This is a genomic window from Pseudomonas sp. TH07 (assembly GCF_016651285.1).
Classification (GTDB): Bacteria; Pseudomonadota; Gammaproteobacteria; order Pseudomonadales; family Pseudomonadaceae; genus Aquipseudomonas.
Window position 1 is genome coordinate 666,804 of sequence record NZ_JAEKED010000001.1, and the last position, 21,929, is coordinate 688,732.

The 21,929-nt window shown below is 64.3% G+C and carries 21 protein-coding genes; 9 read left to right on the forward strand and 12 right to left on the reverse strand.

From position 1 onward, the window contains the following. Position 1: 1 nt before the first annotated feature. Positions 2 to 142, reverse strand: a complete 141-nt coding sequence (locus JFU57_RS03220; RefSeq protein ID WP_201128103.1) for a hypothetical protein — start codon at positions 140 to 142, stop codon at positions 2 to 4. A gap of 536 nt (positions 143 to 678) precedes the next feature. Between JFU57_RS03220 and JFU57_RS03225 the strand changes: the two genes are divergently transcribed. Together JFU57_RS03225 and JFU57_RS03230 are read left to right on the forward strand one after the other, a co-directional pair. Next, positions 679 to 2,016, forward strand: a complete 1,338-nt coding sequence (locus tag JFU57_RS03225) for an MFS transporter (protein WP_201128105.1) — start codon at positions 679 to 681, stop codon at positions 2,014 to 2,016. Positions 2,017 to 2,106: 90 nt separating this feature from the next. Then, positions 2,107 to 3,729 (forward strand): methyl-accepting chemotaxis protein, encoded by a 1,623-nt coding sequence (locus tag JFU57_RS03230; RefSeq protein ID WP_201128107.1) that lies wholly within the window; start codon positions 2,107 to 2,109, stop codon positions 3,727 to 3,729. A 6-nt stretch (positions 3,730 to 3,735) separates the two neighbouring features. Here the strand turns inward: JFU57_RS03230 and JFU57_RS03235 are convergent, their stop codons facing one another. The 4 genes from JFU57_RS03235 to JFU57_RS03250 form a co-directional block, all read right to left on the reverse strand. Then, entirely contained in the window at positions 3,736 to 4,614 is an 879-nt protein-coding gene (locus JFU57_RS03235) for a DMT family transporter (protein ID WP_078471711.1), read from the reverse strand. A 112-nt stretch (positions 4,615 to 4,726) separates the two neighbouring features. Next, positions 4,727 to 5,542 (reverse strand): sugar phosphate isomerase/epimerase family protein, encoded by an 816-nt coding sequence (locus JFU57_RS03240; protein ID WP_201128109.1) that lies wholly within the window; start codon positions 5,540 to 5,542, stop codon positions 4,727 to 4,729. 5 nt (positions 5,543 to 5,547) lie between these two features. Then, on the reverse strand, positions 5,548 to 6,600 hold the full coding sequence (locus JFU57_RS03245) for a Gfo/Idh/MocA family protein (RefSeq protein ID WP_201128110.1): 1,053 nt from the start codon (positions 6,598 to 6,600) through the stop codon (positions 5,548 to 5,550). A gap of 272 nt (positions 6,601 to 6,872) precedes the next feature. After that, positions 6,873 to 7,649, reverse strand: a complete 777-nt coding sequence (locus tag JFU57_RS03250; RefSeq protein WP_078471708.1) for an IclR family transcriptional regulator — start codon at positions 7,647 to 7,649, stop codon at positions 6,873 to 6,875. 209 nt (positions 7,650 to 7,858) lie between these two features. On the opposite strand from JFU57_RS03250, the gene JFU57_RS03255 reads away from it, so the two are divergent. Both JFU57_RS03255 and JFU57_RS03260 read left to right on the forward strand, forming a co-directional pair. After that, a complete protein-coding gene (locus JFU57_RS03255) occupies positions 7,859 to 9,583 on the forward strand; it encodes an FAD-dependent oxidoreductase (protein WP_201128111.1) in 1,725 nt (574 codons plus the stop codon). A gap of 10 nt (positions 9,584 to 9,593) precedes the next feature. Then, positions 9,594 to 10,442: an aldo/keto reductase gene (locus JFU57_RS03260; RefSeq protein WP_201128112.1), complete on the forward strand. Its 849-nt coding sequence runs from the start codon at positions 9,594 to 9,596 to the stop codon at positions 10,440 to 10,442. A gap of 51 nt (positions 10,443 to 10,493) precedes the next feature. Here the strand turns inward: JFU57_RS03260 and pcaG are convergent, their stop codons facing one another. The 3 genes from pcaG to pcaQ form a co-directional block, all read right to left on the reverse strand. Continuing rightward, entirely contained in the window at positions 10,494 to 11,099 is a 606-nt protein-coding gene (gene pcaG / locus JFU57_RS03265) for a protocatechuate 3,4-dioxygenase subunit alpha (protein WP_078471705.1), read from the reverse strand. Between the two features lie 11 nt (positions 11,100 to 11,110). Continuing rightward, complete coding sequence (gene pcaH / locus JFU57_RS03270; RefSeq protein WP_201128114.1) at positions 11,111 to 11,830, reverse strand: protocatechuate 3,4-dioxygenase subunit beta; 720 nt, start codon at positions 11,828 to 11,830, stop codon at positions 11,111 to 11,113. A 101-nt stretch (positions 11,831 to 11,931) separates the two neighbouring features. After that, positions 11,932 to 12,861 carry a pca operon transcription factor PcaQ gene (pcaQ, locus tag JFU57_RS03275; RefSeq protein ID WP_201128116.1) on the reverse strand — a complete coding sequence of 310 codons (930 nt, stop codon included), beginning with the start codon at positions 12,859 to 12,861 and terminating at the stop codon, positions 11,932 to 11,934. A gap of 140 nt (positions 12,862 to 13,001) precedes the next feature. Between pcaQ and ypfJ the strand changes: the two genes are divergently transcribed. Together ypfJ and JFU57_RS03285 are read left to right on the forward strand one after the other, a co-directional pair. Beyond that, positions 13,002 to 13,889 carry a KPN_02809 family neutral zinc metallopeptidase gene (gene ypfJ / locus JFU57_RS03280; protein WP_020296940.1) on the forward strand — a complete coding sequence of 296 codons (888 nt, stop codon included), beginning with the start codon at positions 13,002 to 13,004 and terminating at the stop codon, positions 13,887 to 13,889. 3 nt (positions 13,890 to 13,892) lie between these two features. After that, positions 13,893 to 14,864 (forward strand): alpha/beta hydrolase, encoded by a 972-nt coding sequence (locus JFU57_RS03285; RefSeq protein ID WP_201128118.1) that lies wholly within the window; start codon positions 13,893 to 13,895, stop codon positions 14,862 to 14,864. Positions 14,865 to 14,991: 127 nt separating this feature from the next. Here the strand turns inward: JFU57_RS03285 and JFU57_RS03290 are convergent, their stop codons facing one another. From JFU57_RS03290 to JFU57_RS03300, 3 genes are all read right to left on the reverse strand, one after another. Continuing rightward, complete coding sequence (locus JFU57_RS03290; RefSeq protein ID WP_201128120.1) at positions 14,992 to 15,579, reverse strand: HAD family hydrolase; 588 nt, start codon at positions 15,577 to 15,579, stop codon at positions 14,992 to 14,994. Beyond that, a complete protein-coding gene (gene tesB, locus JFU57_RS03295) occupies positions 15,576 to 16,445 on the reverse strand; it encodes an acyl-CoA thioesterase II (RefSeq protein ID WP_078471700.1) in 870 nt (289 codons plus the stop codon). Before tesB ends, JFU57_RS03290 begins: the two co-directional genes overlap by 4 nt. A gap of 104 nt (positions 16,446 to 16,549) precedes the next feature. Next, positions 16,550 to 17,119, reverse strand: coding sequence for a GNAT family N-acetyltransferase (locus tag JFU57_RS03300; RefSeq protein ID WP_078471699.1), 570 nt, complete (start codon positions 17,117 to 17,119; stop codon positions 16,550 to 16,552). Positions 17,120 to 17,195: 76 nt separating this feature from the next. On the opposite strand from JFU57_RS03300, the gene JFU57_RS03305 reads away from it, so the two are divergent. Both JFU57_RS03305 and JFU57_RS03310 read left to right on the forward strand, forming a co-directional pair. After that, positions 17,196 to 18,116: a histone deacetylase family protein gene (locus tag JFU57_RS03305; RefSeq protein WP_201128122.1), complete on the forward strand. Its 921-nt coding sequence runs from the start codon at positions 17,196 to 17,198 to the stop codon at positions 18,114 to 18,116. Positions 18,117 to 18,560: 444 nt separating this feature from the next. Further along, entirely contained in the window at positions 18,561 to 19,802 is a 1,242-nt protein-coding gene (locus JFU57_RS03310) for a TIGR03862 family flavoprotein (protein WP_201128124.1), read from the forward strand. A gap of 51 nt (positions 19,803 to 19,853) precedes the next feature. Here the strand turns inward: JFU57_RS03310 and JFU57_RS03315 are convergent, their stop codons facing one another. Further along, on the reverse strand, positions 19,854 to 21,182 hold the full coding sequence (locus JFU57_RS03315; protein ID WP_078471675.1) for a DEAD/DEAH box helicase: 1,329 nt from the start codon (positions 21,180 to 21,182) through the stop codon (positions 19,854 to 19,856). 222 nt (positions 21,183 to 21,404) lie between these two features. Between JFU57_RS03315 and JFU57_RS03320 the strand changes: the two genes are divergently transcribed. After that, positions 21,405 to 21,863, forward strand: coding sequence for a hypothetical protein (locus JFU57_RS03320; protein ID WP_078471674.1), 459 nt, complete (start codon positions 21,405 to 21,407; stop codon positions 21,861 to 21,863). The last annotated feature ends 66 nt before the right edge of the window (positions 21,864 to 21,929 follow it).

Below are 21,929 nucleotides of genomic sequence, written 5' to 3' on the forward strand. Positions count from 1 at the left end.
TTCAACTCCCGGTGATGACTGCTCTGTAGCCGCACAGGCGGCGATCGGTACCGGCCGCAGCGGGCCTGGCGGGCGCGATGCAGGCCATCTGCTCGGCCGCATCGCTCATCAGGCAGCCCTTGTGCGCTACGCGTACGATCACGACGTACGGCGGCTCCACGAGGCCCGCGTCTTTTATTAGGTGAGCGAATTATTCAGCGAGCCCATCTATACAGCAATTCAAAGTGTACGAACCAGTTAGTTTTTAGGGCGATTATCGAACACAATGGCCATTGGTGAATTGACGATTTTTCGTCCACTGCGCACCATCCACCCCACATTGAGTCGGCAGCAAACCCCCGGCCTCAATCACCCTAGACCCAGAACACACCATAAAAATTTCAAAAATCGGGTAGACCCTCATGCTTGCACTCAACGCCCCGCTTTCCTGCTTTCCCCTCCGGTTCTCGCCTGGCCCAGACGCTATTGGCACTCTGCATACGGACGCTCTACGCCCCCTGGGCTGAATCGTACCCAGCGGATCAGACCGCTTTCGCCCCCTTCCCCCCGGGAGCCGACGAAAGCCTTCAGCCGATCAATCTTCGAGTTCACCTGCGGCCGGCCCGCACTCCTGAATTGATCAAGCGACCTTGAGTCCCGACGAGTCGACGCTCGTCAGTCATTGAACGGATGGCCAACATGATTCCTTCGCAAAGCTCTTCCATAGCCTCGCGCCTCGGGGCCGCCAACGGCGGTATAGGCGACAAGATCCGCGGCGCCATGGCGGTCGGCAAGACCCGCTGGGGCATGCTCGCACTGGTGTTTTTCGCCACCACCCTGAACTACATCGACCGCGCCGCACTGGGCGTGATGCAGCCGATCCTGGCCAAGGAGATGAGCTGGACGGCGATGGACTACGCCAACATCAACTTCTGGTTCCAGGTCGGTTACGCCATCGGCTTCGTGCTGCAGGGACGCCTGATCGACCGTATCGGCGTCAAGCGCGTGTTCTTCTGCGCCGTGCTGCTGTGGAGCCTGGCCACCGGCGCCCACGGCCTGGCCACCTCGGCCCTGGGCTTTATGGTCTGCCGCTTTATCCTCGGGCTGACCGAGGCCGCCAACTACCCGGCCTGCGTGAAAACCACGCGCCTGTGGTTCCCGGCCGGCGAACGCGCCGTGGCCACCGGCATCTTCAACGCCGGGACCAACGTCGGCGCCATGTTCACCCCGATGTTGCTGCCGTTGATCCTGCACGTCTGGGGCTGGCAGGCAGCGTTCCTGTGCATGGCTGCACTGGGCGGGATCTGGCTGCTGTTCTGGGGCCTGAAGTACTACAACCCGGAAGATCACCCGACGGTGAAACAGGCTGAACTGGAGTACATCCAGAAAGAAGTCGAACCCGAGCAAACCCGCGTGCCCTTCTCGCGAATCCTGCGCATGCGTGGCACCTGGGCCTTCGCCCTGGCCTACTCGATCACCGCGCCGGTGTTCTGGTTCTACCTGTACTGGCTGCCGCCGTTCCTCAACCAGCAATACAACCTGGGCATCAGCGTGACCCAGATGGGTATCCCGCTGATCATCATCTACCTGACCGCCGACTTCGGCAGTGTCGGCGGCGGCATTCTCTCGTCGTTCCTGATCGGCCGCGGGATCAACCCGATCAAGGCTCGGCTGATGTCGATGTTCCTGTTCGCCTGCTGCATCATCGGCGTGATCATGGCGGCCGGCACGGCCAACCTGTGGCTGGCGGTCTTCGCCATCTCCCTGGGCATCGGTGCCCACCAGGCCTGGACCGCCAACATCTGGAGCCTGGTGATGGACTACACGCCCAAGCACATGATGAGTACGGTGTTCGGTTTCGGCGGCATGTGCGCCGCGGTCGGCGGCATGTTCATGACCCAGCTGGTGGGCCATATCCTGACCGTGACCAACAACAACTACACCGTGCTGTTCACCCTGATCCCGGCGATGTACTTCATTGCCCTGATCTGGCTGTACTTCATGGCCCCGCGCAAAATTCCGAAAATCGAAGACTGACGCTCCCTTCGCGCAGGCCCGGTTCCACGGGCCTGCGCTTTTTTTCTCGACGCCCTCTTATTTTTTTCTTCCCGCTACGCAGGCCCTCCCATGCCCCTGGTTAACCTGAGCATCGCCCAACGTGCCGTGATCAGCTTTGGCGTCATCGCCTTGCTGGTTTTGCTCCAGGGCCTGTTCGCCCTGAAACAGATGGCCGAAGTCCGCGCCACCGGCCAGCACACGGAAACCGTGTCCCTGCCCAGCACCCGCTACCTGGGAGAAATCCGCGACTACGTCCTGAGCATCCGCGTGCTCAGCCTGCGCATGGCCCTCAACCGCGACCCCAAGGTGCTGGAGCCCACCATCGCCCGCCTGCATCAGGTTGAAGGTTGGCTGGACCAGGCCCTGGAAAAATTCGCACCGCTGGTGGGTGACTACAACCGGCAGCAGTACCAACAGTTCGTGGCCACCGTGAGCACTTACCGCCAGGCCCTGGACCAGTACGAGGCGCTGTCCCAGGCCAACCGCAGCGTGGAAATGAACGCGCTGCTCAACGGCCAGATCCAGGATTACTCGACCCGCACCGGCGACCAGTTCGCCGAGTTGATGAACCTGACCGCCGCCGAAGTCAGCCAGTCGGCGCAGCATGCCGACACCTTGTACAACCAGGTCAAATTCACCGTGATCGGCGCCCTGCTCGCTGTCGCCCTGCTGACCCTGGCCCTGGCCTGGCTATTGACCCGCAGTATCGTCGGGCCGATCCGCCAGGCGGTGGGCGTGGCTGAGCAAGTGGCGGCCGGCGACCTGAGCCAGACCATCGAGAGCCGCGGCAAAGACGAAACCGCGCGCCTGTTGCGAGCCCTGGCCAGCATGCAGGGCAGCCTGCGCGACACCTTGCAATCCATCAGCGGCACCTCGACCCAACTGACCGCCGCCGCGCAGCAGATGAGCCACAGCACCCTTGAGGACTCCAGCCGCCTGCAACGCCAGCACAATGAAATCGAACAGGCGGCGACGGCGGTCAACGAGATGACCAGCGCCGTTGAAGAGGTGGCGCGCAACGCCGTGTCGACATCCGACACCACGCGCCTGTCCAGTGATGAGGCCACTCAGGGCCGGGCACGGCTGAACCAGACCCTGGACTCGATCCAGGCCATGAGCGGCGACGTCGGCAATGCCCTGCAACAGGTGCAGACCCTGGCCGAGCAATCCCGGGAGATCGGCAAGGTGCTGGACGTGATCCGCGCGATTGCCGAGCAGACCAACCTGCTGGCCTTGAATGCCGCTATCGAAGCGGCGCGGGCCGGGGAAGCCGGACGCGGGTTTGCCGTGGTCGCCGATGAAGTGCGAGCCCTGGCCCACCGCACCCAGCAATCGACGCAGGAGATCGAGCAGATGATTGCCCGGGTCCAGGGCGATACCGACGGCGTGCTGCATTCGATGCAGGGCAACAGTCAGCGCGTGGCCCAGACCTTGTCCTTGGCCGAACAGGCTGGGCTGGCGCTGGCGCAGATCACCCGGGCCATGGAGCAGATCCACGAGCGCAATCTGGTGATCGCCAGCGCCTCGGAAGAACAGGCCCAGGTCGCCCGCGAGGTGGATCGCAACCTGCTGAACATTCGCGACCTGTCACTGGAAAGCGCCGACGCCTCGACCCGCACCAACGCCACCAGCCAGGAGCTTGCGCAACTGGCCACCGGGTTGCAGAACCTGGTGCTGCGCTTTCGCTTCTAGGCCGGCTCAGCGACGCCGTTGTTGCCAGGCCGCGGCCAGGCCGCTGAGGCAAATCACCGCGATGCCGACCTGGGTGATCAGGTCCGGCGTGTGGCTGAACAGCAGCCAGCCCAGCAGCCCGGCAAACACGATCTGGCAGTAACCGAACGGCGCCAGCAAGGCCGGCGCCGCCAGACGAAAGGCCTGGGTCAGGAACAAGTGGGCGGTCATGCCGCAGGTCCCGAGCGCCAGCATCAAGATGCCGTGGGTCAGGGTCGGCACTTGCCAGAAAAACGGCACCAGCGCGCTCATCACCAGGGTGTTGCACAGCCCGGCAAAAAAATTACTGGTGGTCGGGCTGTCGTACTCCGCGAGTTTGCGGGTCAGCAGTTGGTAAAAGCAGAAACACAGGGCCGAGCAAAACGGCAGCAGCACCGCCGGGGTAAACAGCTCGCCACCGGGGTGGATGATGATAATGACCCCGATAAAACCGCAGATCACCGCCAGCCACTGCCCCCGGGAAACATGCTCGCCCAGCAGCGGCACCGACAAGGCCGTGACCAGCACCGGAGCCAGGAAGTTGACCGCCGTGGCTTCCGCCAGGGGAATGAACAATAACGCCGAGGTGAACAGCAGGCTGGTGCCCAGCAGGCACAGGGCCCGCGCCAGTTGCCACAGCGGGCGCTTGGTGCGCAGTACCCGCAGTCCCGATTGCGGCAGGAAGATCCCGGCCATCAGCAGCGTGTGCACCAGGTACCGGGCCCAGACCACCATGATGATCGGGTAGAAACCGGAGAGGTATTTGGACAACGCGTCGTGACTGGAAAACAGGAAGGTCGCGAGGACAACCAGCAGGATGCCTTTCAAAGGCTGGTTGACACCGGAAAGGGGTGTGCTGATGGTCATTGGAGGTCCTTGTTTTAATCCTGGTTCAGGCCGTATCGCCGCCAATCCGGCTCCTGCAAGGTCACGACATCTTGTAGGAACCCGCTGTCCGGCGATAGGTTCATCTGCCGCTCTAGATCCTCGCCAACAGCGCCCGGGTCTTGTCCAGGGCCATTTGCGCCCGTTGCAAGGCACTCACGCCCTGCTCCATCAAGCGCACAGCCGGGATCTCCAGGCTCAGTGGCAAGCCGGCCGGGAGACAATGCAAGAGCCCCGCCAAGTCGCAGTCGCCATCACCGGGGAAACGCCGCTCATTGCGCGCCTGGCGCAGGATCTCTTGCATATCGTCCGGCCGCGGGCCCGCCACATCGCACAGCTGGGCATAGCGCAGCCGTGCCGGCGCGACCTTGGCCAGGTCATCGAGGGACGATGCCGAGCGATCAAAATGAAAGGCATCCACCAGCACGCAGCCGTTGGCGCGCCCGGCATTCTCCACCACCCGCACCGCCTGTTCGAGGTTGCGTGCATCGGTCCAGGGCATGAACTCCAGATGGGGGTGCAAGCCGTAGGGCCCGGCCAGGTCGCAGAGCGCGGCGAAGTTGTCGGTCAGGCGCGCCTCATCGGGATCGTTGCCGGCCAGCAGCAATTCGCTGGCACCGAACTCGGCACCCACCGCGAGGATCGCTTCGAAGTCGGCGACCCGGGTCTCGGGCTTGAGCCGCAGGATTTCCACATCCAGCACGCCGATCCCGGTATCGCGCAGGCGCGCCAGGGTCTGGCGGCGCAAGTCGGCGTCGGCCACCAGCGGGAAATGATGTTCTTCCGGGGTGGCCGGCACCAGGCGCAGGCCGACGTGACTGTAGCCGGCGCGGGCCGCGACCTCGACCATTTGCGGCGGCGACAGCTCGAGCACGGTGAGGCTGGCCAGGGAAAAGATTCGTGGGGTCATGGGCTTCACTCAATCAGCGCCGGGGCACAGGCCCGGCCGGTTTCGGCGGCTTCGCGGATCGCCTCGATCAGGGCCAGGGTGCGCGCGGCATCGGCGACGCTGACCAGGGGCTCGACTTCACGCCGTGCGACTTTGACGAAATGCTGCAATTGCAGGCGCAAGGCCTCATCTTCACTGAAGCTTTCCTGCACCACCTGCAACGCTTGATGCCAGCCGCCGCTGCTCTCGGCGTATTGCCAGCGCTTGAGCTGCGGGATGCTCAGGGCGCCGCCGGTGCCGGCCAGCAGGTAGCAGGGCTGATCGGCCTGGCGCGGGTACACCGGGTTCTCGCCGGAATCCAGTTCCCAGCTCCAGGGCGCCGCCACCGCGTCGGAACCGGTCAGGCTGCCCAGGGCACCATTGTCGAATTGCAGCAGCACGGCCGCGCAATCCTCATTGGCAAAACCGCGTACGGCGTTGCTGGTCATCGCCTGAACCTGGCGCACTTCGCCACACAGGTGACGCAGCAGGTCCAGGTCGTGGATCAGGTTGGTCAGCAACATCCCGGCCCCGGCTTCACGACGCCAGGGGATCTCGAAATAGCTGTCGGGTTTACGCAATTGCCACAGCGCGGTGACCGTGGTCAGCCGCCCGAGGGCGCCGCCGTGCACCAATTCATGGGCCCGCACGATCAGTGGATTGTGCCGGCGATGATGCCCCACCAGCACCGGCACTCCGCTGGTAGTGGAGGCCGCCACCAACTGGCGCACTTCATCCATCTGCACACCCACCGGTTTCTCCAGCAACACCGGCACGCCGGCAGCCAGGCAATCGAGGGCGGTGCTGACATGCAGATTGTTGGGGTTGGCGACAATCACCCCGTCGGGCCGGGACTCGGCCAGCATCTGCCGGTGGTCGGCGTAATGCGGCACCTGCCACTGCGCAGCGACTTCGGCCGCCTGGGGACCAGGGTCGGCCACTGCGCAAAGCCGGGCTTCGGCAAGCGTCTTGAGGTGGTGGTAATGCTGCTGGCCCATGTTGCCGGCGCCGATCAGGGCGATACGCAGTGGCGAACTCAATGCGCGATCCTCTTGTGATTGTTATCGGGAAGCTCAATTCAAATTATTTAGAACTCAGTTCCACTTTCACACAAGCGCAAAACAAAATACTGTCCGATCAGCGCACAACTTTCCAAACCCATTACAAGCAAGCCGTGCTGCAAACCCGTAGCCGCTGCCGAGGTACGAGGCTGCACTGGCCGGTGCGCACGCCGTGGTGGCGTCAGATGTATGAGTGTCGAGGCGCAGGGCCAGCGCAGCCTGGCGGCAGCGGCTACAGGGCGAGGCTGTTGTCAGTTGAAGAGTTCGGAGGCTTGGCTTGCGGCGCTGAGTTCGGCAGCGAAGCTCAACAGCAGCGGCGCCAGTTCATGCAGGCGGGCCAGGGGCAGGCGGGCGCTGGGGCCGGCGATGCTGAGGACCCCCACCACTCGTTGGTCCATCGGATGACGCACCACCGCGGCGATGGCCGAAGTGCCCACCGCCGAGCTTTCCTCGACCCAGGCATAGCCCTGCTCCCGCGCCAGGCGCAGGCGTTCGAGCAATTCAATGTTCGAGCGCGGCGCATTCGGCCCCAGCTCATCCGGCACCCCGGCGCCCTGACGCTCCACCAGGGCCAGGGCCTCGGCGTCGCTCAGGCAGGCCAGCCAGGCATGCCCGGAAGCGGTATAGAACAGCGGCGCCTCGCGCCCCATGTCCGGGTCGTAACGCAGGCCGGAACGAGCGCCCTGAGACTTGGCGATCCAGGTCTGGCGCTCGCCCTCGATCACCCCCAGGCGCACCAGTTCACCACTTTCCTGGGCCAGCCGGTCGAGCACCGGCTGCACGATATCGGCGCCGCTGCTGGCCAGGTAGCGAAAGCCCATGGCCACCAGCTTGGTCGACAATTGATAGCGCAGGTTGTCCGGATTCTGCCGCACGTACCCCAGGCGAATCAGCTCCGCCAGCAGACGATGGGTGGCGCTTTTCGGGATCTCGAGTTGCTCGGCCAGGGCCTGCATCGGCACGCCCCGGGGGTCACTGGTAAGACTTTCCAGAACGCTGAACACGCGTTCGATTTGACTGCCGGCCATGGTGGGGGTCCAGACGAAATTTGGCCGATTCTAGAGACAACCGGCGCAATGGGAAATACACCGCGGCATCGTTCGATAACCGCACAAAAAAAGCATCGGCACGGCTCCACCCGCTCAGCGTGCCTTGCTGTGCGCTATTCGACTCCGTATATTTTTTGGAATCAAGTTCCAAAAAATAATAAATCCCCTGCTCCGGAGTTTTTTCGCCCATGTCTGCCGCACCCAGCCTGCATCACCCCGATATCGACTGCGATGTGCTGATTGTCGGCTCCGGCGCGGCCGGGCTTTCAACCGCCGTCACCGCCGCCTGGCACGGCTTGAAGGTGATAGTGGTGGAAAAGGACCCAGTGTTCGGCGGCGCCACGGCCTGGTCCGGCGGCTGGGCCTGGGTACCCTGCAACCCGTTGGCCCAGCGCGCGGGCATTATCGAAGACGTCGAGCTGCCGCGCACCTACCTCAAGCATGAACTGGGCGCGCGTTACCAACCGGCGCTGATCGATGCCTTTCTTGAAGCCGGGCCGCGCATGGTGGCGTTTTTCGAGCGCCACACCGCCCTGCAATTTGCCGACGGCAATGGGATTGCCGATATCCACGGTGACAGCCCCGGGGCCGGCACCGGTGGTCGCTCGGTAATCGCCGCGCCCTACGACGCACGCCAGGTCGGCAAGCTGCTCAAGCGCTTGCGCAGAACCCTGCGCGAAACCTCGTTCATGGGCATGCCGATCATGGCCGGCGCCGACCTCTCGGCCTTCCTCAACCTGACCCGTTCGCTGCCCGCCGCCTGGCACGTGATCCGGCGCTTCAGCCGCCACCTGCTGGACCTCGCCGTCCATGGCCGGGCCATGCAACTGGTAAACGGCGTAGCCCTGGTGGCGCGCCTGGCCAAGTCCGCCGAAGACCTGGGCGTGCTGCTCTGGGAGTCGGCGCCGGTGACCGAGTTGCTGCAGGACAACGGCGCCGTAATCGGCGCAGTGGTCAGCACCGCGCGCGGACAGATCCGCATCAATGCGGCCAAGGCGGTAGTACTCGCCGCCGGAGGCTTCCCCAACGATATCGAACGCCGCAAGGCGCTGTTCCCGCGTACCCCCAGTGGCCACGAACACCTGGCCTTGCCACCCCTCGGCGCCAGCGGCGATGGCCTGCGTCTGGGGGAAAGCGTGGGCGCCCAGGTCGACAGCGACATGGAGTCGCCGGTGGCCTGGGCCCCGGTGTCCGCCGTGCCGTACAAGGACGGCAGCGTCGGCCACTTCCCGCACATCATCGAGCGCGGCAAACCGGGGATCATCGGCGTGCTGAGCAATGGCCGGCGCTTCGTCAACGAAGCCGACGGTTATTACGATTACGTCCGGGCCATGGTCGCGGCGGCGCCGGAAGGCGAGGAAGTGGTGTCCTGGCTGATCTGCAGCCATGGCTTCCAGCGCCGCTACGGCCTGGGCATCTCCCGCCCCTTCCCGCTGCCGGTAGCGCCCTTTATCCACAGCGGCTACCTGAAAAGCGCCCCCACCATCGAAGCCCTGGCCCAGGCCTGCGGTATCGATGTGAACGGTTTGCGCGAGACCCTGTCGCACTACAACCGGCACGCGCATCAGGGCCAGGACCCGGAGTTCGGCCGCGGCTCGACCCCCTACAACCGCAAACAGGGCGACCCGCTGCACCAGCCCAACCCTTGCGTGGCGCCCATCGAGCACGGCCCGTTCTACGCGGTGAAGGTACAACCGGGCTGCTTCGGCACCTTTGCCGGGCTCAAGGTCAACCAGCACGCCCAGGTGCTCGACGGCCAAGGCCAGGCGATTGCCGGGCTGTACGCAGCGGGCACCGACATGGCCAGCATCATGGGCGGCCACTACCCCGCCGGCGGCATCAATCTCGGCCCGGCCCTGACGTTCGGCTACATTGCCGGACGCCACATCGCCGGGGCCATCGCTTACGAATAGGAGATCGACCATGCAGCACTCAGCCAACAGCCCCATCCTGACCCAACATGGCCTGCACATGCCCAAGCTGGGCCTGGGCACCTGGCCGATGCTGGGCGAGGAATGCACCCGCGCCGTGGAACAGGCGTTGGGCCTCGGTTACCGGCACATCGACACGGCCCAGGCCTACAACAACGAAGAGGCGGTCGGCCAGGCGCTGAGCAACACCGACGTGCCCCGGGAGCAGATCCACGTCACCACCAAGGTCTGGTGGGACCAACTGCAACCCGATGCCATGCGCCACTCCATGGAGCGCAGCCTCAAGGCGCTGCAGACCGATTACGTCGACCTGTTCCACATCCACTGGCCAACCTCCGACATGGACCTGAAACGCACCCTGGAAACCCTGGCGTCGTTCAAGGAACAAGGCCTGGCCCGCCATATAGGCGTGGCCAACTTCCCGCTGGCGCTGCTGCGCCGGGCGGTCGAAGAACTGGGTACGCCGTTGTCGGCCATCCAGGTGGAGTACCACGTGCTGCTGGGCCAGAGCGGCTTGCTGGACTATGCACGCCAGCACGACATGGTGCTGACCGCCTATACGCCGCTGGCCCGCAACAAGGTTTCGCAGATCCCGCAGATCCAGCAGATCGCCGCCAAGCACGGGGTGCTGCCGACCCAGGTGGCATTGAAGTGGTTGCTGGATCAGGACAACGTCGCGGCCATTCCCAAAGCCAGCAGCCAGGCCAACCAGTTGGCCAATCTTGAGGCCTTGCAGGTGCAGTTGGACGATGAGGATCGGGCGTTGATTGCGGACTTGCCGAAGGACCAGCGCCAGGTCAGCCCGGATTTCGCGCCACAGTGGGACGTGTTTGATCGTTGAGCTGAGGGGGGCATCAGGCGCCATTGGCAGTCCAATGGCGCCGGGCTGTAGCTAGAAGTCGAAGAACACGGTTTCGCCTTCACCCTGGATGCGGATATCGAAGCGATAGGCGCGTTGGCCGTCGACTTCGCAAGGATGGGCCAGCAGGGTTTCGCGACGTTGCGGCTGTTCGATCAGGTTCAGCACCGGGCAGCGCGCGTTGGCCTCCGACTCGTCGGCAAAGTACAGCCGGGTGTGCAGGTGGATATTGATGCCCCGGGCAAACAGCGACAGGTTGATGTGCGGCGCCATGGCCACCCCCGCCGCGTTCTGCACCACACCGGGCTTGATGGTGTTCAGCGTCCACTCGCCGGCGTCGAAGGTGGTGGCGGTACGCCCGAAGCTGTTGAAGGTTTTTTCCGAATCGAAGACCGGGTCATAGACCCCCTCGTGGTTGGCTTGCCAGAACTCCAGGAACGAGTCGCGCACCAGATGGCCATTGCCGTCGTAGACGTGGCCGATCAGCAGGATCTGTTCGCCGGCCGCGTCAGGCTTGGCCATCTGGTTCCAGATTTCATCGCTGCGGGTCGGGTTGCCGGCAGCGGCCAGGGCCAGGCCGATGTGCACATAAGGGCCGGCCGTTTGCGAAGGGGTTTCGGGCAGCAGTTCGATGGGCATGGGCAAGCTCCTCAGCAGTTCTCGAAATGGGTCTTGCGCTGGCCGCGCAACACGATGTCGAAGCGATAGGCCAGGCAGTCCATGGGGTTGGCGTTGCCCATGTCGAGGCGCGCGATCAGGCTCTGCACCGCATCCGGGTTGGCAATCGACTTGACGATCGGGCACAGCGGGATCAACGGATCGCCTTCGAAATACAACTGGGTGATCAGGCGCGTGGCGATGGACGGACCGCTGATGGAGAAGTGGATGTGCGCCGGGCGCCAGTCGTTGGGGCTGTTGCGCCAGGGGTACGGCCCGGGCTTGATGGTGCGAAAGCTGTAGTAGCCGTCACGGTCGGTCAGGGCCCGGCCGACGCCGCCGAAGTTTGGGTCCAGGGGCGCCAGGTAGCGGTCGTTCTTGTGCCGGTAGCGGCCGCCGGCATTGGCCTGCCACATCTCCACCAGGGTATGGGGGATCGGCTTGCCGTACTGATCGCAGACCCGCCCGGAAACGATGATGCGCTCGCCCACCGGCAAGCCGCCATTGTTGAAGTTGAGCAGCAGGTCGTTGTCGAAACGGCCGGTCTTGAGGTGGGAGAAATCCGGGCCGCTGGTTTCACTCACCGATTGCGGGATGCTGACCAGAGCCTGGCGCGGGGAGCGGGCGACGGACGTCTTGTAGTCGGGGGTCAAGGCCTTGGGGTGCCAATTACGATCGCGAATCACGAAGCGACTGCTGTCTGCATCAGACATGTCGATCTCCTGTTGTTGGATTTATGGAGCTGCCTTCGCAGTCTCACCCAACAACAGGAAGCGGAAAATTGAAAAGCCGCCCGCCAACCATAACCAAATGGTTATGGATAAAGCCCTTCGCGGTAGGCGCTGCCCACTTCCCGCAGAACGTCGACGCACCATTGCCCGGCCAGCGACAGCGGCAGGCTGGCGTTGCTCGAAATCCCCACCGAGCCGCCGGGCTCGCGCAACCCCAGGTCGATCTCGCACAACTCGCCGTTGGCCAGGTCCAGGCGCACCGCGTCCAGCGGGGCGATCCACAGCGCATCAGTGGATAACGCATAGCGCCGGCTCAAAGTCACCGACAGGGTTTCCAGGCGCTGCCGGGATTGGCCGATGCCGCACTGCACAAACAGGCTGTCGGCGAACTTGCGGATGGTAGTGCCCGCCAGCGGCAGCACCAGGGGAAAGCGCTCCACGGCGTCACGATCGAGAGGGCCGGCGAGCAAGGGATGCTCCGGGCGCGCCACCAGGGTCATCGACTCGCTGTACAGGTGCTCGAAGCTCAGGCCCTGGATCTCCGGGCTCTCGGTCATGCGCCCCACCACCAGGTCGACATCGCCGACCCGCAGCTGCGACAACAGGTAGGCGCTGGGGCCGGTGACCACACTCACCGCCAGTGCCGAGTGGCGCTGGTGCAGGCGCCGCACCACTTCCGGCAGCAGCAGGCTTTCAGCGGTCGACAGCACCCCGAGGCGCACCACGCCGGCGGCATATTCACCGCCGCGCAGGGTATCCACACCCTCGCGCAGGGCCTGCACCGAAGGCCCGGCATAACGCAGGAAGGCCCGGCCGGCCTCGGTCAGGCTGAGCCCGGCCTTGCTGCGCAGGAACAGGCTGGCATCGAGCAGTTGCTCCAGTTCCTTGAGGGTTTTCGACATCGCCGGCTGGCTCACGGCAAGCACATCGGCGGCACGCGCGAGGCTGCCCTGGCGAGCCATTTCAAGAAAACACACCAGGTGACGGAATTTGATGCGGGTATCGATGTTCAATAGTGAGCCCCGAATAGGTCTGGACAGCAGCGATGCGGCCGCGGGCAATGGTAACGTGCGCGCAAATGCCTGACGACCGGACTGGCGTCGGCACCACTCACCAGCAACACTCACAGCCAACGATAACGAGGATTCACCCCATGCTTTGGAAAAAAGGGCGGCGCAGCGACAACGTGGTGGATGCTCGTGATGACAGCGGTGGCGGTGGCGGCGGCATGCGTTTCGGCGGCGGCAAGGGCCTGAGCCTGACGGCCATCCTGCTGATCGTCGGCATCGGCTGGATCACCGGCCAGGACCCGATGCAGATCCTCGGGCAACTGGCCGGGCAGATGGAGCAATCGGCACCGGCCACGACCCAGACGCGCCAGGCACCACCGGCCAATGATCAACAGGCCGAGTTCGTGCGCGCCATCCTCGGCGACACCGAAGACACCTGGGGCCAGATCTTCCAGGAGGCCGGGCGCCAGTACCAGCAACCCAAACTGATTCTGTTCCGCGGTCGGGTGAACTCCGCCTGCGGCGCCGCCACCTCGGCCACCGGCCCCTTCTACTGCCCTGCCGACCAGCAGGTGTACCTGGACATGGACTTCTTCCGCGAAATGTCCCAGCGCTTTTCCGCCGCCGGCGACTTCGCCCAGGCCTATGTGATCGCCCACGAAGTCGGGCACCACGTGCAGACCCTGCTCGGGGTCTCGGCCAAGATCCAGGCTGCACGCCAGCAAGGCCGGCAGATGCAGGGCGATGGCGGGCTGCTGGTGCGCCAGGAACTGCAAGCCGACTGCCTGGCCGGGGTCTGGGCCAACCATGCGCAAAAACGCCTGAACTGGCTGGAGCCCGGGGATATCGAAGAAGCCCTGAACGCCGCCAATGCCATCGGCGATGACCGTTTGCAGCAACAAGGTCAGGGGCGTGTGGTGCCGGACTCCTTCACCCACGGCACCTCGGCGCAGCGCGTGCGCTGGTTCAAGACCGGCTTCAGCCAGGGCCAGATCGGCCAGTGCGACACCTTCGCCGCGAAGAGCCTTTAAAAAATGCGCGTACTGACGCTGGTTGCGCTGTGGATCGCCTGTGCCAGCGCACAGGCGGCGGAACATGGAGTCAAGGACATCAGCCCCGAGCGCCTGGCGCTGGACGGCGGTGAGCTGGCCGTGGGCCTGAGCCAGGATTGGCGACAGCCGCTGCCGCAGATCCAGCGCGCACTGATCATCGTCCATGGCCGCCTGCGCAATGCCCAGACCTACCTGCACAGCGCCGAACAGGCCGCCAGCCAGGCCGGGCAAGGCGCGAACACCCTGGTGATCGCGCCGCAGTTTCTCAATGAGTCCGACGTGCAGCGCAACCACCTGGACCGCCAGGTACTGCGCTGGAAGGGCAACGACTGGATGGCAGGCGAGGCATCCATCGGCCCGGGCCAGGTCAGCTCCTATGGCGCCCTCGACCAGATCATCAAACACCTGGGCAACCGCACGCTGTTTCCGGCGCTGAAGGAAATCGTGGTCGCCGGCCATTCCGGCGGTGGCCAGGTGGTGCAGCGTTTCGCCCTGATCGGCCACGATCACCCGACCCTGCAACGCGAAGGCATCAGCCTGCGCTTTGTGGTGGCCAACCCATCGTCCTATGCGTACTTCAGCCCGCAGCGGCCGGTGCGGTTCGATGCAGCCGATTGCCCGGGCTTCGACAACTGGAAATACGGCCTGCACCAGCTGCCGGACTACGCCCGGGGTCAAAGTGCGGAGCAGCTGGAGCAGGCGTACGTGTCACGTACTATCACCTACCTGCTGGGCCAGCAGGACACCGATCCGAACCATCCGGCACTGGATAAAAGTTGTGAAGCCGAGGCCCAGGGCGCCTATCGCCTGATTCGCGGGCGCAACTATTTCGACTACCTCAAGCAGCGCCACCCGCAGTTGAGCCATCGGTTGGTGGAGGTGCCGGGGGTGGGGCACAACGGGGATGGGATGTTGACCTCGCCTGAGGGGCAGAAGGCATTGTTCGCCCGCTGAGGGGGCGGACTTTATTGGGGGGCGCTACGCGCCCCAGCGGGAGCAAGCTCCCTCGCCACTAGAAGCCATCTGTAGCCGCTGCCGCCAGGCTCGGGCCGCAGCGGCTCCAAGGGAACAAACGCCCTCGCTAGATCATTTTCTGCAACGCGCCGCAGTCTGCCGCGTGCCAATCCGCCAGCTCCGGCCATGGGTTCTCCGGCAGGTTGACCAACACCGTGCGCGTGCCTGCGGCGCGGCCGCAGTCGAGGTCGAAGCGGTAGTCGCCCACCATCACCATGGCGCCAGGCGTCACCTCCCAGGCCTCGGCCAACTTGAGCAAGCCACCCGGGTGCGGTTTGGGCGGCGCATCATCGCGGCCCAGCACGTCGTCGATGGCAAAGCAATCCGCCAGACCGATGGCCTCCAGGGTGATATGGGCCAGCTCCCGCGCGTTGCGGGTCAGGATGCCCAGGCGATAGCCGCGCTGCGCCAGGTCGCGCACCAGCTCCACCGCCCCCGGCGCCGGGCGTGAGCCCAGGGCCAGTTCGCGCTCATGCTCCAGCAGCCAGGCATGTTTGGCCGCGGCTTCTGCGGCGGGCAAGGCCGCGAGATGGGTCAGAATGTCGTCTTCCGGGGGGATATCCAGGGCCTGGCGAATGGCGGCGAAATCATGCACTGCAATCGTCAGGGTGCCGTCCATATCAAACACCCAATGGCGTATGTCCGAAAGGCTCATGCCCAGTCCTTGCGATGACGGATCAGACCTTCCTGGGTAACCGACGCCACCAGTTGCCCGGCGCGGTTGAACACGCTGCCACGGGAGAAACCACGGGAATTGCCGGCCCATGGGCTGTCCATGGCGTACAGCAACCAGTCATCGGCGCGCAGGTCGGCATGGAACCACAGCGCGTGGTCGAGGCTGGCGACCTGCATGTCCTTCTGCCACACCGATTTGCCGTGGGGCAGCATCGAAGTGGTCAGCAGGCCGAAGTCGGAGGCATAGGCCAGCAGGTACTTGTGCAAGGCCGGGATATCGGCCAAGGCGCCGTCGGCGCGGAACCACACGTACTTCACCGGGTCCATCGGCTGCGGGTTGTACGGGTCTTTTTCGGTGACCGGGCGCACTTCGATGGGTTTCGGGCACAGCAGTTTTTCACGCATGTGCTCAGGGATCAGGTGCGCGCGCTGCTGGGTGATTTCCAGCTCCGAGGGCAGGTTTTCCGGGCCCACCACTTGCGGCATCTGGTTCTGGTGTTCGAAGCCCTGCTCGTCGTACTGGAAGGAGGCGCTGCAGGTGAAGATCGGGTTGCCCTTCTGGATCGCGGTCACCCGGCGCGTACTGAAGCTACCGCCATCACGCACCCGATCCACCTGGTAGACCACCGGCAAACCGGCATCGCCCGGACGCAGGAAGTAACCGTGCATGGAGTGCACATGGCGTGCTTCTTCCACGGTCTGACTGGCTGCGGACAAGGACTGGCCCAGCACCTGGCCGCCGAACAGCTGGCGGAAGCCCAGGTCCTGGCTGCGACCGCGAAACAGGTTTTCTTCGATCGGTTCCAGGGTCAACAGGTCGACCAGATCTTCCAACACGTGGCTCATTCAGGATCTCCTCACACAGAGCAATACCGCGCAGTCTTGGCTGCGGCGGGCAATTCAATCAGGGGGCATCCTGATAATCGGCACATTCTAAACGCCCTGCAGCCCTATCCATGCAAGGTTTCCAACCATTGTTCGCGGTTGATGCGATACAGCACATGGGCGCGCAACGGGTGATCGCCGGCCAGCGCGGGGTGCTCGAAGTCGTCGCTTGGAGCATGGTGCATGCCGATGGCTTGCATGACTTTCTGCGACGGCTGATTGCTGGCTGTGGTGAACGCCACCACCTCTTTCAGCGACAAGCGGTCAAAACCGCAGCGCAGAGCGGTCCAGGCCGCTTCGCTGGCATAGCCCAGGCCCCAGTGTTCACGGGCCAGGCGCCAGCCGATTTCCACCGCCGGGGTAAAGGGCGCTTCGAAACCCACCACGCCCAAGCCGGTAAAGCCGATAAAGGCGCCGCTGTCCTTGCGCTCCAGCGCCCACAAACCAAAGCCATGTTCGGCAAAATGACCGCGTATTCGCCCGATCAATGCCGCACTTTCCAGTCGGCTCAAGGGCGCGGGGAAGTACCGCATGACCTGTGGGTCGGCGCACATTGCCGCAAACGCCGGCAAATCTTCATCGCTCCACTGGCGCATCAACAGCCGCGCGCTTTCCAGTTGCAATATCGGCTCCATCGGGGCCCTCCATAATCCATGGGAGCAAGTCTACATCGCTGGTAGGATCCTTCACGGGTTCCTATCAGAAATTGCCATGCCATTGCCGTTGATTTATCACGATGACTACAGCCCCGAGTTTCCTGCGGAACACCGCTTTCCCATGGACAAATTTCGCCTGCTGCGCGACCACCTGGTGGACAGCGGCCTGACCCGGGATGCCGACCTGCTGCGCCCGCAGCTCTGCCCGCCAGAGATCCTGGCCCTGGCCCATGACCCTGGGTATATCGAACGCTATATGAGCGGCGAGTTGTCCCGGGAAGACCAGCGGCGCCTGGGCCTGCCCTGGAACGAAGCCCTGGCGCGACGGACCGTGCGCGCGGTCGGCGGCTCGCTGCTGGCGGCCGAGCTGGCCCTGGAACATGGCCTGGCCTGTCACCTGGCCGGGGGCACCCATCATGCCCATTACGACTACCCGGCCGGTTTCTGCATCTTCAACGACCTGGCGATCATCAGTCATTACCTGCTGGCGGCCGGTCGGGTCAGCCGGGTGCTGATCTTTGATTGCGACGTGCACCAGGGCGATGGCACCGCTCGGATTCTCGAACATACCCCGGACGCGGTGACCGTCTCGTTGCACTGCGAAAAGAACTTCCCGGCGCGCAAGGCCACCAGCGACTGGGACATTCCCCTGGCCATGGGCATGGGCGACAGCGAGTACCTGCAGGTGGTCGATGACGCCCTCAACTACCTGCTGCCGCTCTACCAACCGGACCTGGTGCTGTACGACGCCGGGGTCGATGTGCACAAGGACGACGCCCTGGGCTACCTGAAACTGACCGACGCCGGGGTCGCCGAGCGCGATGAGCGTGTCATGCGCCATTGCCTGGGCCGCGACATCCCGGTGGTCGGGGTGATTGGCGGCGGCTACAGCAAAGACCGCCAGGCCCTGGCCCGACGCCACGGCATCCTGCACCACAGTGCGCAGCGCGTCTGGACGTCATCAGGTTGTCACTGAGTTGTGGGCGCATTACCCACAGTCTCTGTGCAACTGCCTGTGGATAACCTGAGCAAAACCCGCTGCAGCCCAGGTTCTGCAACGCCTGCGGGAAGCCGCCTATTTTTTGATCAACTGCCCGTTCAGGCCAGCCCGCCAGGATCGCGGGCCTTGGCTTGAGCAACAGCAGATCGCGCCAAACACGCCCCGGAGTGGCAACAGGTCCGTCATCAAGGCGTCACACAAACCTGAAGCATTACCCACATTCTCTGTGCAACCGCTTGTGGATAACCTGGGCAAAACCCGCTACAGGGCAGACTGATCAAGGCCTGCAGGGCACCGCCTATTATTTGATCAGCTGCATTGGGCAGCCACTGAGGGGCGCGGCGAAGCGCTGTGGTTTTCGGCAGCGACGGTAAAAGTCCGTAGAATGGCCGGCTTCTTTCGCCAACATCGCCCCTCGCCATGACCCAACCCCATACCGCCCTGCCCCACCACGTCGCCATCATCGGCGGCGGCCCTGCCGGCCTGATGGCGGCCGAAGTGCTGAGCCAGGGGGGTATCCGTGTCGACCTGTACGACGGCATGCCCTCGGTCGGTCGCAAGTTTCTGCTGGCCGGGGTCGGCGGCATGAACATCACTCATTCCGAGGCCTACCCGGCGTTTGTGTCGCGTTATGCCGAGCGCGCGCCGCACATTGCGCCGCTGCTGCGCGAGTTCGGCGCCGAGGCGCTGTGTGAATGGATTCATGGCCTGGGCATCGAGACCTTTGTCGGCAGTTCCGGCCGGGTCTTCCCCACCGACATGAAAGCCGCGCCGCTGTTGCGTGCCTGGCTCAAGCGCCTGCGCGATGCCGGTGTAGTTATCCACACCCGCCACCGCTGGCTGGGCTGGAATGCCGATAACAGCCTGCGAATCCATAACCCGGAAGGCGAAATTGCAGTACAGGCCGACGCCGTGCTGCTGGCCCTGGGCGGCGGCAGTTGGGCCCGGCTGGGATCGGACGGTGCCTGGCTGCCGTTGCTGGAACAGCGCGGCATCCCGCTGGCCCCGCTGGAGCCCAGCAACTGCGGGTTTGACGTGGCGGGCTGGAGCCCGTTGCTGCGTGAGAAATTCGCCGGCGCGCCGCTGAAAAACGTGGCCATCGGCCTCAACGACGATAAACCGCGACTGGGTGAATGCGTGGTCACCGCCAGTGGCATCGAAGGCAGCCTGATCTATGCCTTGTCGGCACCGATTCGCCGGGCCATCCAGCAGCAAGGCGTGGCCACCGTGCATATCGACTTGCTACCGGGCAAGGCTGCGGACAAAGTCCTGGCAGCGCTGAGCAAGCCACGGGGTTCGCGCTCCATGGCCAAGCACCTGCACAGCCAGTTGGGCATCGATGGACTCAAGGCCGCCCTGCTGCGCGAACTGACCGACGCCCAATGCTTCGCCGATCCAGCCTCGCTGGCCCAGGCCATCAAGGCCTTGCCCCTGAAGCTGGTAAAAACCCGCCCGCTGGACGAAGCCATCAGCAGTGCTGGCGGCGTGCCCTTTGAAGCGCTGGATGAACGACTGATGCTCAAGGCCCTGCCGGGGGTGTTCTGCGCCGGCGAAATGCTCGACTGGGAAGCCCCCACCGGCGGCTACCTGCTCACCGCCTGCTTCGCCGGCGGGAGAGCCGCAGGAATGGGCATCAAGGGCTGGCTAAACGACAAGACCTAAGCCGCAAGCTTCAAAACTTGCAGCTTGCCCCTAGAAGCTTGCCGCTGCCCCTCAAGGCTTCCTTTTGCGCGGCCCCGTGTTGAAGACCGGCACTTTGCGCACCGGTTTTACTGCAGGGGCTTCGGCCACTTCACCGCTTTCCACCCACTTGCCGAGGTTGCGCTTGCCACCGGAGGTCTTGGGTTTTTTCGGCTTTTTCGGTTTTTTCACCACTTGGCCGCTGGCGTCGGTTTCCGGCACCCGGTGCTCGGGCACAAAATCCGGCTCGTCATGGCGCTTGAGGGTCTGGCGAGTCAGGGTCTCGATCGCCGACAGCAGGTTCACCTCATCGGCGCACACCAGGGAGATCGCCTCGCCGGTGGCACCGGCACGCCCGGTACGGCCAATGCGGTGGATATAGTCTTCGGCGACGATCGGCAAATCGAAGTTGACCACCAGCGGCAGGTCTTCGATGTCGAGGCCGCGGGCGGCGACGTCGGTGGCCACCAGGATCTGCGTCTCGCTGGCCTTGAACCGATCCAGCGCACGCTGGCGGGTGGCCTGGGGTTTGTCGCCGTGAATACCATCGGCGTTGACGCCCATGCCCTGAAGTTTTTCCACCAGGGCATCGACCCCGTTACGGGTCTTGGCGAACACCAGCACCTGCTTCCACTTGCCTTTGCGCATCAGGTGCACAAACAGTTCCGGTTTGCGCTTCTTGTCCACCGTCACCACCCATTGCTTGACCGTGTTGGCAGCAACGTTGCGCGGGCTGACTTCGATGCTCAGCGGGTCGTTGAGCATCTGCCCGGCCAGCAGGCGGATTTCGTCGGAGAAGGTGGCGGAAAACAGCAGTGTCTGACGCTTTTTCGGCAGCACGCGGTAGATATTCGACAGCTCTTCCGAGAAGCCCAGGTCGAGCATCCGGTCGGCTTCGTCCAGCACCAGGGTTTGCAGTTGGTTGAACTTCAGCGCGTTCTGGCGGAACAGATCAAGCAACCGACCCGGGGTGGCGACCAGCAGGTCGACGCCCTTGCGCAGCTTCATCATCTGCGGGTTGATGCTGACGCCGCCGTACACCGCGTAGGTGCTCAGGGGCAGGTTTTCGGCGTATTGGCGCACGCTTTCGTGCACTTGTTCGGCCAGCTCGCGGGTGGGCACCAGGATCAGCGCGCGGACTGAGTTGGCGGTGACTTTCGGCCCTTCCATGGCCAACAGTTGCAACAGCGGCACGGCAAAACCGGCGGTCTTGCCAGTGCCGGTCTGGGCGGCTGCCATCAGGTCGCGACCGGCCAGTACGGCTGGAATAGCTTGCGCCTGCACCGGGGTCGGGGTCTGGTAGCCAAGCGTTTCGAGAGCACGCAGCAAGGGTTCGATCAGGCCAAGAGTGGCGAATGTCATGGGGGTACCGTAGGAAAAATGTCAGCACAGGGTGCAATGCGCGGCAGTTTACCCTAATTCAGGGGCGTTCTCCTGAGTCGAAACCCAGGCACGGCGGACAATCGCCGAGGTGGACGCTCGGCCGCCAGCCGAGCAGAATTGCCCTGCGCGGGCGGATCGATGCGCCCTGGTGCCCGTCCTATCGCGCCCCCAATGCCTTGCACCTCAGGAGCCACTGCCCCCATGGACAACGAAAACCCCTTCCAGGCCCCCGCGGCCGAACTGCTCGCCGACAAGACCCCCGCCCACAATCAGCGCCTCTACAGTGTGGCCGCCGTCGGCCTGGGCACCTTCTTCGGCACCTCGGTGGCGGGCGCCTACTTTATCGTCCAGAACCTCAAGGCACTGGGCCGTGAGTCCGAGGCCAACACCGTCTGGGCAATCGGCATCGGACTTTTTGTCGCCATGACCCTGGCCGGGTTTTTCCTGCCGGATAACATCCCCGCCGTGGTCTTCGTCCTGCCGCCTCTGTTTGCGATGAACGCTTATGCGCGTCAACTGTTCGGGCCGCTGTTGCTGGGGCACAAGGCGAGCAACGGTCCGTTCTACTCGCTATGGCGCGTCGCGGGTATCGGCCTGCTGTTTTCAGCGGCGGTGGTGGGCCTGATGGTCGCCGTGCTGATGCTGACGGGCTATGCCTGACCCCTGCGCGCTGAAAACCACAACGCCGGGCAATGCCCGGCGTTTTTTATGGGGCCCGGCATCAGC